A 12063-nucleotide genomic window follows, 5' to 3' on the forward strand; every position below is an offset into this window, starting at 1 on the left:
CTATCGGTGAACGCAATATATTGAAATTCATGTTTTTGTCGGCCGGATAAGGCGTTAACGCTGCATCCGGCAATTTAATTTTTTAGCCGCCGCCAGAACGTCGTCCGGCTGATGCCTAAATAATTCGCTGCTGCTGTTTTATCACCATTAAATTTGTCCAGTGCCTGTCGTGGTGTCAGCAAGGGTGGGGCGATGACGTTACCTGATTTTTGTGTCAGCTCTGGTAATAATTGCTGCAAAAATTGCGGCGTTAAATCCGGCGTCGGTTCCACACTTAAAAACAGCGCCAGTCGCTCCATCATATTGCGCAGTTCTCGAATATTGCCCGGCCAGTCGTAGCGCAGCAGCACAGTTTCACTTGCCTGTAACCCCTGGCGTAATGCGGCAGAAAACGGGGCGGAGAGCGCCGCCAGAGACACTTTCAAAAAGCTTTCCGCCAGCGGAAGAATATCCGCCACCCGCTCGCGCAGTGGTGGCAATTGCAGACGCAAAATACTCAGCCGATAAAACAGATCACGGCGAAAACGTCCTTGCTGCATATCTTCTTCCAGATTGCAGTGAGTGGCGCTAATAACCCGTACATCCACCGGAACAGGCTGATGCCCGCCGACGCGGGTGACCTCTTTTTCTTCCAGCACTCGTAACAGGCGAGTCTGCAATGGCAGAGGCATTTCGCCTATCTCATCCAGAAACAGCGTGCCGCCGTGGGCGATTTCAAACAGCCCGGCGCGTCCTCCGCGTCGCGAGCCGGTAAACGCCCCTTCCTCATAGCCAAACAGCTCCGCTTCCAGCAGCGATTCGGCAATCGCCCCGCAGTTAACGGCAACAAACGGATGCGACTTTTTGCCCTGTCGCGCATCGTGGCGGGCAAAATATTCCCGATGAATCGCCTGGGCCGCCAGCTCTTTGCCCGTTCCCGTTTCCCCCTCAATCAACACCGCCGCACTGGAGCGGGCATACAGCAAAATAGTCTGCCGTACCTGTTCCATCTGTGGTGATTGACCGAGCATATCGCCCAGCACGTAACGAGTACGCAGGGCGTTACGGGTGGCATCGTGAGTGTTATGGCGTAACGACATGCGCGTCATATCCAGCGCATCGCTGAACGCCTGGCGCACGGTGGCGGCGGAATAGATAAAAATTCCAGTCATTCCGGCTTCTTCTGCCAGATCGGTAATCAGCCCCGCGCCGACCACCGCTTCGGTGCCGTTAGCTTTTAGCTCGTTAATCTGCCCGCGCGCGTCTTCTTCCGTGATGTAGCTACGTTGATCGAGGCGCAAATTAAAGGTTTTTTGAAACGCCACCAGCGCTGGAATGGTTTCCTGATAGGTGACAACGCCGATAGAAGAGGTGAGTTTTCCGGCTTTTGCCAGTGCCTGTAACACATCGTAGCCGCTCGGTTTAATCAAAATAACTGGCACTGACAGGCGACTTTTAAGATATGCGCCGTTAGAGCCAGCAGCGATGATGGCGTCGCAGCGTTCGTTGGCCAGTTTCTTGCGGATGTAGGTCACCGCTTTTTCAAAGCCAAGCTGGATAGGGGTGATATTCGCCAGGTGATCAAACTCGAGGCTGATATCGCGAAACAGCTCGAACAGGCGCGTTACAGATACCGTCCAGATAACTGGTTTGTCGTCATTCAGCCGTGGTGGATGTGCCATAGCGCACCGCAAAGTTAAGAAACCGAATATTGGGTTTAGCCTTGTTTCATAAATGTTGCAATGAAACGCGGTGAAACATTGCCTGAAACGTTAACTGAAACGCATATTTGCAGATTACTTCATGACTTTATATTTAACAGATTGAAATTAAACATTTAATTTTATTAAGGCAATTGTGGCATACCCCTTGCTTTGTGTTTATCAATGCAAATAACAAGTTGATAACAAAGGATGGGCTATGTCTCTACACTCTCCAGGTAAAGCGTTTCGCGCTGCACTAAGCAAAGAAACCCCGTTGCAAATTGTCGGCACCATCAACGCTAACCATGCGCTGCTGGCACAGCGTGCCGGATATCAGGCGATTTATCTCTCCGGTGGTGGCGTGGCGGCAGGTTCGCTGGGGCTGCCCGATCTCGGTATTTCTACCCTTGATGATGTGCTGACCGATATCCGTCGTATCACCGACGTTTGTTCGCTGCCGCTGCTGGTGGATGCAGACATCGGTTTTGGTTCTTCGGCTTTTAACGTCGCCCGCACCGTGAAATCGATGATTAAAGCGGGCGCGGCGGGATTGCATATTGAAGATCAGATCGGCGCGAAACGCTGCGGCCATCGCCCGAATAAAGCGATCGTCTCGAAAGAAGAAATGGTGGATCGGATCCGCGCGGCGGTGGATGCGAAAACCGATCCTGATTTTGTGATCATGGCGCGCACCGATGCGCTGGCGGTAGAGGGGCTGGATGCGGCGATTGAGCGCGCGCAAGCCTACGTTGAAGCCGGTGCCGAGATGCTGTTCCCGGAAGCGATTACCGAACTTACCATGTACCGCCAGTTTGCCGATGCGGTGCAGGTGCCGATCCTCGCCAACATTACCGAATTTGGCGCCACGCCGCTGTTTACCACCGACGAATTACGCAGCGCTCATGTCGCGATGGCGCTGTACCCGCTTTCAGCGTTTCGCGCCATGAACCGCGCCGCCGAACATGTCTACAACGTCCTGCGTCAGGAAGGCACGCAGAAAAGCGTCATCGACACCATGCAGACCCGCAACGAGCTGTACGAAAGCATCAACTACTACCAGTACGAAGATAAGCTCGACGACCTGTTTGCCCGTAGCCAGGTGAAATAAAAACGCCCGTTGGTTGTATTCGACAACCGATGCCTGATGCGCCGCTGACGCGACTTATCAGGCCTACGGGGTGAACTGAACTGTAGGTCGGATAAGACGCATGGCGTCGCATCCGACAACAATCTCGACCCTACAAATGATAACAATGACGAGGACAACATGAGCGACACAACGATCCTGCAAAACAGTACCCATGTCATTAAACCGAAAAAATCGGTAGCACTTTCTGGCGTTCCGGCGGGCAATACGGCGCTCTGCACCGTGGGTAAAAGTGGCAATGACTTGCATTACCGTGGTTACGATATTCTTGATCTGGCGGAACATTGCGAATTTGAAGAAGTGGCGCATCTGCTGATCCACGGCAAACTGCCGACCCGTGACGAACTCGCCGCTTACAAAACAAAACTGAAAGCCCTGCGCGGTTTACCGGCTAACGTGCGTACCGTGCTGGAAGCCTTACCGGCGGCGTCGCACCCGATGGATGTTATGCGCACCGGGGTTTCCGCGCTCGGCTGCACGCTGCCGGAAAAAGAGGGGCATACCATCTCTGGTGCGCGGGATATTGCCGACAAACTGCTGGCATCACTTAGCTCGATTCTCCTTTATTGGTATCACTACAGCCATAACGGCGAACGTATCCAGCCGGAAACCGATGACGACTCCATCGGCGGTCACTTCCTGCATCTGCTGCACGGCGAAAAGCCATCGCAAAGCTGGGAAAAGGCGATGCATATCTCGCTGGTGCTGTACGCCGAACACGAGTTTAACGCCTCCACCTTTACCAGCCGGGTTATTGCGGGTACAGGCTCGGATATGTACTCAGCCATTATTGGCGCGATTGGCGCACTGCGCGGGCCGAAACACGGCGGAGCGAATGAAGTGTCGCTGGAGATCCAGCAACGCTACGAAACGCCGGACGAAGCCGAAGCCGATATCCGCAAGCGGGTGGAAAACAAAGAAGTGGTCATTGGTTTTGGTCATCCGGTTTATACCATCGCCGACCCGCGTCATCAGGTGATCAAACGCGTGGCGAAGCAGCTCTCGCAGGAAGGCGGCTCGCTGAAGATGTACAACATCGCCGATCGCCTGGAAACGGTGATGTGGGAGAGCAAAAAAATGTTCCCCAATCTCGACTGGTTCTCCGCCGTTTCCTACAACATGATGGGCGTTCCCACCGAGATGTTCACACCACTGTTTGTTATCGCCCGCGTCACCGGCTGGGCGGCGCACATTATCGAACAACGTCAGGACAACAAAATTATCCGTCCTTCCGCCAATTACGTTGGACCGGAAGACCGCCAGTTTGTCGCGCTGGATAAGCGCCAGTAAACCTCTACGCATAACAATAAGGAAACGTACCCAATGTCAGCTCAAATCAACAACATCCGCCCGGAATTCGACCGTGAAATCGTTGATATCGTCGATTACGTGATGAACTACGAAATCAGCTCCAAAGTAGCCTACGACACCGCCCATTACTGCCTGCTCGACACTCTCGGCTGCGGTCTGGAAGCTCTCGAATACCCGGCCTGTAAAAAACTGTTGGGGCCAATTGTCCCCGGCACCGTCGTACCCAACGGCGTGCGCGTCCCCGGAACTCAGTTCCAGCTCGACCCCGTCCAGGCGGCATTTAACATCGGCGCGATGATCCGCTGGCTCGATTTCAACGATACCTGGCTGGCGGCGGAGTGGGGGCATCCTTCCGACAACCTCGGCGGCATTCTGGCAACGGCGGACTGGCTTTCGCGCAACGCGGTCGCCAGCGGCAAAGCGCCGTTGACCATGAAACAAGTGCTGACCGGAATGATTAAAGCTCATGAAATTCAGGGCTGCATCGCGCTGGAAAACTCCTTTAACCGCGTCGGCCTCGACCACGTTCTGTTAGTGAAAGTGGCTTCCACCGCCGTGGTCGCCGAAATGCTCGGCCTGACCCGCGAGGAAATTCTCAACGCTGTTTCGCTGGCGTGGGTGGACGGTCAGTCGCTGCGCACCTATCGCCATGCGCCGAACACCGGCACGCGTAAATCATGGGCGGCGGGCGATGCCACTTCCCGCGCGGTACGTCTGGCACTGATGGCGAAAACGGGCGAAATGGGTTATCCGTCAGCCCTGACTGCGCCAGTGTGGGGTTTCTACGACGTCTCCTTTAAAGGTGAGTCGTTCCGCTTCCAGCGTCCGTACGGTTCTTACGTGATGGAAAATGTGCTGTTCAAAATCTCCTTCCCGGCGGAGTTCCACTCCCAGACGGCAGTTGAAGCAGCGATGACGCTCTATGAACAGATGCAGGCAGCAGGCAAAACGGCGGCGGATATCGAAAAAGTGACCATTCGCACCCACGAAGCCTGTATTCGCATCATCGACAAAAAAGGGCCGCTCAATAACCCGGCAGACCGCGATCACTGCATTCAGTACATGGTGGCGATCCCGCTGCTATTCGGGCGCTTAACGGCGGCAGATTACGAGGACAACGTTGCGCAAGATAAACGCATTGACGCCCTGCGCGAGAAGATCAATTGCTTTGAAGATCCGGCGTTTACCGCTGACTACCACGACCCGGAAAAACGCGCCATCGCCAATGCCATAACCCTTGAGTTCACCGACGGTACGCGCTTTGAAGAAGTGGTGGTGGAGTACCCCATTGGTCATGCTCGCCGCCGTCAGGATGGTATTCCGAAACTGGTCGATAAATTCAAAATCAATCTCGCGCGCCAGTTCCCGACTCGCCAACAGCAGCGCATTCTGGAGGTTTCTCTCGACAGAACTCGCCTCGAACAGATGCCGGTCAATGAGTATCTCGACCTGTACGTCATTTAAGTAAACGGCGGTAAGGCGTAAGTTCAACAGGAGAGCATTATGTCTTTTAGCGAATTTTATCAGCGTTCGATTAACGAACCGGAGCAATTCTGGGCCGAGCAGGCCCGGCGTATTGACTGGCAGACGCCCTTTACGCAAACGCTCGATCACAGCAATCCGCCGTTTGCCCGTTGGTTTTGTGAAGGCCGAACCAACTTGTGCCACAACGCTATCGACCGCTGGCTGGAGAAACAGCCAGAGGCGCTGGCGCTGATTGCCGTCTCTTCGGAAACAGAAGAAGAGCGCACCTTTACCTTTCGCCAGCTGCATGACGAAGTGAACGCGGTGGCGTCAATGCTGCGCTCGCTGGGCGTGCAGCGTGGCGATCGGGTGCTGGTGTATATGCCGATGATTGCCGAAGCGCATATTATCCTGCTGGCCTGCGCGCGCATTGGCGCTATTCATTCGGTGGTATTTGGTGGTTTTGCCTCGCACAGCGTGGCGGCGCGAATTGATGACGCTAAACCGGTGCTGATTGTTTCGGCAGATGCCGGAGCGCGCGGTGGCAAAATCATTCCGTATAAAAAATTGCTCGACGATGCGATAAGTCAGGCACAGCACCAGCCGCGCCACGTTTTGCTGGTGGATCGCGGGCTGGCGAAAATGGCGCGCGTCAGCGGGCGGGATGTCGATTTCGCGTCGTTGCGCCATCAACACATCGGCGCGCGGGTGCCGGTGGCGTGGCTGGAATCCAACGAAACCTCCTGCATTCTCTACACCTCCGGCACCACCGGCAAACCTAAAGGCGTGCAGCGTGACGTCGGCGGTTATGCGGTAGCGCTGGCGACCTCGATGGACACCATTTTTGGCGGCAAAGCGGGCGGCGTGTTCTTTTGTGCTTCGGATATCGGCTGGGTGGTGGGGCATTCGTATATCGTCTACGCGCCGCTGCTGGCGGGGATGGCGACTATCGTTTACGAAGGATTACCGACCTGGCCGGACTGCGGCGTGTGGTGGAAAATCGTCGAGAAATATCAGGTTAGCCGGATGTTCTCAGCGCCGACCGCCATTCGCGTGCTGAAAAAATTCCCTACCGCTGAAATTCGCAAACACGATCTCTCGTCGCTGGAAGTGCTCTATCTGGCTGGAGAACCGCTGGACGAGCCGACCGCCAGTTGGGTGAGCAATACGCTGGATGTGCCGGTCATCGACAACTACTGGCAGACCGAATCCGGCTGGCCGATTATGGCGATTGCTCGCGGTCTGGATGACAGGCCGACGCGCCTGGGAAGCCCCGGCGTGCCGATGTATGGCTATAACGTGCAGTTGCTCAATGAAGTCACCGGCGAACCGTGCGGCGTCAATGAGAAAGGGATGCTGGTGGTGGAAGGGCCGTTGCCGCCGGGCTGTATTCAGACCATCTGGGGCGACGACGACCGCTTTGTGAAGACGTACTGGTCGCTGTTTTCCCGCCCGGTGTACGCCACTTTTGACTGGGGTATCCGCGATGCTGACGGTTATCATTTTATTCTCGGGCGCACTGACGATGTGATTAACGTTGCCGGGCATCGGCTGGGGACGCGCGAGATTGAAGAGAGTATCTCCAGTCATCCGGCGTTGCCGAAGTGGCGGTGGTTGGGGTAAAAGATGCGCTGAAAGGGCAGGTGGCGGTGGCGTTTGTCATTCCGAAAGAGAGCGACAGTCTGGAAGATCGTGATGTGGCGCATTCGCAAGAGAAGGCGATTATGGCGCTGGTGGACAGCCAGATTGGCAACTTTGGCCGCCCGGCGCACGTCTGGTTTGTCTCGCAATTGCCAAAAACGCGATCCGGAAAAATGCTGCGCCGCACGATCCAGGCAATTTGCGAAGGACGCGATCCGGGGGATCTGACGACCATTGATGATCCTGCGTCGTTGGATCAGATCCGCCAGGCGATGGAAGAGTAGGTTAGTGTCGGATGCGTCGGGTGGCGCATCCGACACCATGCGCCGATGCCTGATGCGCAGATGCCTGATGCGCAGATGCCTGATGCGACGCTGACGCGTCTTATCATGCCTACCCACTGTTTTTACACCGATAATTTTCCCCCACCTTTTTGCACTCATTCATATAAAAAATATATCTCCCTACGAAAACGATTGCTTTTTATCTTCAGATGAATAGAATGCGGCGGATTTTTTGGGTTTCAAACAGCAAAAAGGAGGAATTTCGTGTCGCAAGATAACAACTTTAGCCAGGGGCCAGTCCCGCAGTCGGCGCGGAAAGGGGTATTGGCATTGACGTTCGTCATGCTGGGATTAACCTTCTTTTCCGCCAGCATGTGGACCGGCGGCACTCTCGGAACCGGTCTTAGCTATCATGATTTCTTCCTCGCAGTCCTCATCGGTAATCTTCTCCTCGGTATTTACACTTCATTTCTTGGTTACATTGGCGCAAAAACCGGCCTGACCACTCATCTTCTTGCTCGCTTCTCTTTTGGTGTTAAAGGCTCATGGCTGCCTTCACTGCTGCTGGGCGGCACCCAGGTTGGCTGGTTTGGCGTTGGTGTGGCGATGTTTGCTATTCCGGTGGGCAAGGCAACTGGGCTGGATATTAATTTGCTGATTGCCGTTTCCGGTTTACTGATGACCGTCACCGTCTTCTTTGGCATTTCGGCGCTGACGGTTCTTTCGGTGATTGCAGTTCCGGCTATCGCCTGCCTTGGCGGTTATTCCGTGTGGCTGGCTGTTAACGGCATGGGCGGCCTGGACGCATTAAAAGCGGTCGTTCCCGCACAACCGTTAGATTTCAATGTCGCGCTGGCGCTGGTTGTGGGGTCATTTATCAGTGCGGGTACGCTCACCGCTGACTTTGTCCGCTTTGGTCGCAATGCCAAACTGGCGGTGCTGGTGGCGATGGTGGCCTTTTTCCTCGGCAACTCGTTGATGTTTATTTTCGGTGCAGCGGGCGCTGCGGCACTGGGGATGGCAGATATCTCTGATGTGATGATTGCTCAGGGCCTGCTGCTGCCTGCGATTGTGGTGCTGGGGCTGAATATCTGGACCACCAACGATAACGCGCTCTATGCGTCGGGTTTAGGTTTCGCCAACATTACCGGTATGTCGAGCAAAACCCTTTCGGTGATTAACGGTATTATCGGTACGGTCTGCGCATTATGGCTGTATAACAATTTTGTCGGCTGGTTGACCTTCCTTTCGGCAGCTATTCCTCCGGTAGGGGGCGTGATCATCGCCGACTATCTGATGAACCGTCGCCGCTATGAGCACTTTGCGACCACGCGTATGATGAGTGTCAATTGGGTGGCGATTCTGGCGGTCGGGCTGGGGATTGCCGCAGGCCACTGGTTACCGGGAATTGTTCCGGTCAATGCTGTATTAGGTGGCGCGCTGAGCTATCTGATCCTTAACCCGATTTTGAATCGTAAAACGACAGCTGCAATGACGCATGTGGAGGCTAACAGTGTCGAATAACGCTTTACAAACAATTATTAACGCCCGGTTACCCGGCAAAGAGGGGCTGTGGCAGATTCATCTGCTGGACAGAAAAATCAGCGCCATTGATGCGCAATCCGGCGTGATGCCCATAACTGAAAACAGCCTGGATGCCGAACAAGGTTTAGTTTTACCGCCGTTTGTGGAGCCACATATTCACCTGGACACCACGCAAACCGCCGGACAACCGAACTGGAATCAGTCCGGCACGCTGTTTGAAGGCATTGAACGCTGGGCCGAGCGCAAAGCGTTATTAACCCATGACGATGTGAAACAACGCGCCTGGCAAACGCTGAAATGGCAGATTGCCAACGGCATTCAGCATGTGCGTACCCATGTCGATGTTTCGGATGCCACGCTAACTGCGCTGAAAGCAATGCTGGAAGTGAAGCAGGAAGTCGCGCCGTGGATTGATCTGCAAATCGTCGCCTTCCCGCAGGAAGGGATTTTGTCGTATCCCAACGGTGAAGCGTTGCTGGAAGAGGCGTTACGCTTAGGGGCAGACGTAGTGGGGGCGATTCCGCATTTTGAATTTACCCGTGAATACGGCGTGGAGTCGCTGCATAAAACCTTCGCCCTGGCGCAAAAATACGACCGTCTCATCGACGTTCACTGTGATGAGATCGATGATGAACAGTCACGCTTTGTCGAAACCGTTGCTGCCCTGGCGCACCGTGAAGGCATGGGTGCGCGAGTCACCGCCAGCCACACCACGGCAATGCACTCCTATAACGGGGCGTATACCTCACGCCTGTTCCGCTTGCTGAAAATGTCCGGTATTAACTTTGTCGCCAACCCGCTGGTCAATATTCATCTGCAAGGACGATTCGATACGTATCCAAAACGTCGCGGCATCACGCGCGTTAAAGAGATGCTGGAGTCCGGCATTAACGTCTGCTTTGGTCACGATGATGTCTTCGATCCGTGGTATCCGCTGGGAACGGCGAATATGCTGCAAGTGCTGCATATGGGGCTGCATGTTTGTCAGTTGATGGGCTACGGGCAGATTAACGACGGCTTGAATTTGATCACCCACCACAGCGCCAGGACGTTGAATTTGCAGGATTACGGCATTGCCGCCGGAAACAGCGCCAACCTGATTATCGTGCCGGCTGAAAATGGGTTTGATGCGCTGCGCCGTCAGGTTCCGGTACGTTATTCGGTACGTGGCGGTAAAGTGATTGCCAGCACACAACCGGCACAAACCACCGTATATCTGGAGCAGCCAGAAGCCATCGATTACAAACGGTAATTTCCTCTGTGTTGAAGAGCCACTGACCTGTGTCAGTGGCTACCGTGATTCATTCCCGCCAACATCCGCGCATTCCTCCAACGCCATGTGCAAAAATGCCTTCGCGGCGGCTGTCTGCCAGCTATTTTTCCTCCGCAACAAAACCGCCGTTCTCTCCAGTAGTGGCGGGGCAAGAGAAATCGCTTTAAGCCCATCATGTTGTGTGGCAATCGCTGCTGGTAACAATGTGGAAAGGGAAGCGCGGCGAATCAGCTCCAGAACCGCGCTAATTGAGTTCGCCTCAATTACCACCTGTGGATGTAGCCCCGCTTTCTCGCAGTAGTGGTCAATTTGCTCTCTGGTGGCAAATTCCGCGCTGAGCAGGACCAGTTTTTCATCATGCAAGCGACTCAACGCCACCTGTTCACAGGCAGCCAGCGGATGATGTTGCGCCACGACTAACGCTAAACTTTCTGTCAGTAAAGGAATTGCCTCCAGCTCCGGCGAATGCACAGGCGCGAAGGCAATCCCAACGTCCAACTCGTCGCGGCAAAGCATATCTTCGATTTTCTCCTGCGACATTTCCTGTAGCTGGAGCGTGATGCCGGGGTAGCGCGCATAGAAATCCGCCATTAAGGGGCCGATAAAGTAGCTCGTAAAGGTGGGGGTGACGGCGATACGCAGCGATCCTCGCGTCAGATCGGCAACATCATGAATCGCCCGTTTACCCCGCCCCCAGTTCCTGTACGCCCGGCTGGCGTACTGTCGCCAGACTTCCCCCGCATCGGTGAGACGAATCGTTCGCCCGCTACGGTCAAACAGCGGCACGCCCAAACTTTCCTCTAACTGGCGAATCTGCTGGGAAAGCGCAGGCTGGGAGACGTGCAACGCACTGGCTGCACGGGTGAAGCTGCCATGTTCAGCCACGGCAAGAAAGTAATTGATATGTCGAGAGAGCATTCGCCAACCTATAAGTAAATCCAATAGAACTCATCATAAATGAGACTTTTACCTTATGACAATCGGCGAGTAGTCTGCCTCTCATTCCAGAGACAGACAGAGGTTAACGGTGAAAGAGATTATTGATGGATTCCTTAAATTCCAGCGCGAGGCATTTCCGAAGCGGGAAGCCTTGTTTAAACAGCTGGCGACACAGCAAAGCCCGCGCACACTTTTTATCTCCTGCTCCGACAGCCGTCTGGTCCCTGAGCTGGTGACGCAACGTGAGCCTGGCGATCTGTTCGTTATTCGCAACGCAGGCAATATTGTCCCTTCCTACGGACCGGAACCCGGTGGCGTTTCTGCTTCGGTGGAGTATGCCGTCGCTGCGCTTCGGGTATCTGACATTGTGATTTGCGGTCATTCCAACTGTGGCGCGATGACCGCCATTGCCAGCTGTCAGTGCATGGACCATATGCCGGCCGTCTCCCACTGGCTGCGTTATGCCGATTCAGCCCGCGTCGTTAATGAGGCGCGCCCGCATCACGATTTACCGTCAAAAGCTGCGGCGATGGTACGTGAAAACGTCATTGCTCAGTTGGCTAATTTGCAAACTCATCCATCGGTGCGCCTGGCGCTCGAAGAGGGGCGGATCGCCCTGCACGGCTGGGTCTACGACATTGAAAGCGGCAGCATCGCAGCTTTTGACGGCGTAACCCGCCAGTTTGTGCCACTGGCAGCTAATCCTCGCGTTTGTGCCATACCGCTACGCCAGCCAACCGCAGCGTAACTTTTTTTATTAATCCATCAGGAGATTCA

Annotated in this window: 8 protein-coding genes and 1 pseudogene; 7 read left to right on the forward strand and 2 right to left on the reverse strand. The window is 54.7% G+C overall.

Annotated elements, in window-relative coordinates; all coding sequences use genetic code 11:
• Nucleotides 1-74 precede the first annotated feature (74 nt).
• On the reverse strand, nucleotides 75-1661 hold the full coding sequence (gene prpR, locus FFT88_RS06700; RefSeq protein WP_135404426.1) for a propionate catabolism operon regulatory protein PrpR: 1587 nt from the start codon (nucleotides 1659-1661) through the stop codon (nucleotides 75-77).
• A gap of 238 nt (nucleotides 1662-1899) precedes the next feature.
• Between prpR and prpB the strand changes: the two genes are divergently transcribed.
• The 6 genes and pseudogenes from prpB (at nucleotide 1900) to codA (ending at nucleotide 10326) form a co-directional block, all read left to right on the forward strand.
• Nucleotides 1900-2790, forward strand: a complete 891-nt coding sequence (gene prpB, locus FFT88_RS06705) for a methylisocitrate lyase (protein ID WP_135404427.1) — start codon at nucleotides 1900-1902, stop codon at nucleotides 2788-2790.
• 159 nt (nucleotides 2791-2949) lie between these two features.
• Nucleotides 2950-4119: a 2-methylcitrate synthase gene (gene prpC / locus FFT88_RS06710; protein WP_089520455.1), complete on the forward strand. Its 1170-nt coding sequence runs from the start codon at nucleotides 2950-2952 to the stop codon at nucleotides 4117-4119.
• A 33-nt stretch (nucleotides 4120-4152) separates the two neighbouring features.
• Nucleotides 4153-5604 (forward strand): 2-methylcitrate dehydratase, encoded by a 1452-nt coding sequence (prpD, locus tag FFT88_RS06715; protein WP_001275873.1) that lies wholly within the window; start codon nucleotides 4153-4155, stop codon nucleotides 5602-5604.
• Between the two features lie 39 nt (nucleotides 5605-5643).
• A pseudogene (gene prpE, locus FFT88_RS06720) lies at nucleotides 5644-7529 on the forward strand (propionate--CoA ligase).
• A gap of 264 nt (nucleotides 7530-7793) precedes the next feature.
• Nucleotides 7794-9053 carry a cytosine permease gene (gene codB / locus FFT88_RS06725; protein WP_135404428.1) on the forward strand — a complete coding sequence of 420 codons (1260 nt, stop codon included), beginning with the start codon at nucleotides 7794-7796 and terminating at the stop codon, nucleotides 9051-9053.
• Nucleotides 9043-10326 (forward strand): cytosine/isoguanine deaminase, encoded by a 1284-nt coding sequence (gene codA, locus FFT88_RS06730; protein WP_135404429.1) that lies wholly within the window; start codon nucleotides 9043-9045, stop codon nucleotides 10324-10326. Before codB ends, codA begins: the two co-directional genes overlap by 11 nt.
• Before the next feature lie 39 nt (nucleotides 10327-10365).
• Here codA and cynR read toward each other — a convergent pair whose 3' ends face one another.
• Nucleotides 10366-11265 (reverse strand): transcriptional regulator CynR, encoded by a 900-nt coding sequence (gene cynR / locus FFT88_RS06735; RefSeq protein ID WP_135404475.1) that lies wholly within the window; start codon nucleotides 11263-11265, stop codon nucleotides 10366-10368.
• Between the two features lie 109 nt (nucleotides 11266-11374).
• Here cynR and cynT point away from each other — a divergent pair, with 109 nt between their 5' ends.
• Nucleotides 11375-12034 (forward strand): carbonic anhydrase CynT, encoded by a 660-nt coding sequence (cynT, locus tag FFT88_RS06740; protein WP_135404430.1) that lies wholly within the window; start codon nucleotides 11375-11377, stop codon nucleotides 12032-12034.
• Nucleotides 12035-12063 lie beyond the last annotated feature (29 nt).

The organism is Escherichia sp. E4930, from assembly GCF_005845405.1.
Taxonomy (GTDB): domain Bacteria; phylum Pseudomonadota; class Gammaproteobacteria; order Enterobacterales; family Enterobacteriaceae; genus Escherichia.

Coding starts and splice junctions, on each gene's coding strand:
- prpD (WP_001275873.1), top strand. CDS start 4,153: ATGTCAGCTCAAATCAACAACATCCGCCCGGAATTCGACCGTGAAATC.
- cynR (WP_135404475.1), bottom strand. CDS start 11,265: ATGCTCTCTCGACATATCAATTACTTTCTTGCCGTGGCTGAACATGGC.
- prpB (WP_135404427.1), top strand. CDS start 1,900: ATGTCTCTACACTCTCCAGGTAAAGCGTTTCGCGCTGCACTAAGCAAA.
- prpC (WP_089520455.1), top strand. CDS start 2,950: ATGAGCGACACAACGATCCTGCAAAACAGTACCCATGTCATTAAACCG.
- prpR (WP_135404426.1), bottom strand. CDS start 1,661: ATGGCACATCCACCACGGCTGAATGACGACAAACCAGTTATCTGGACG.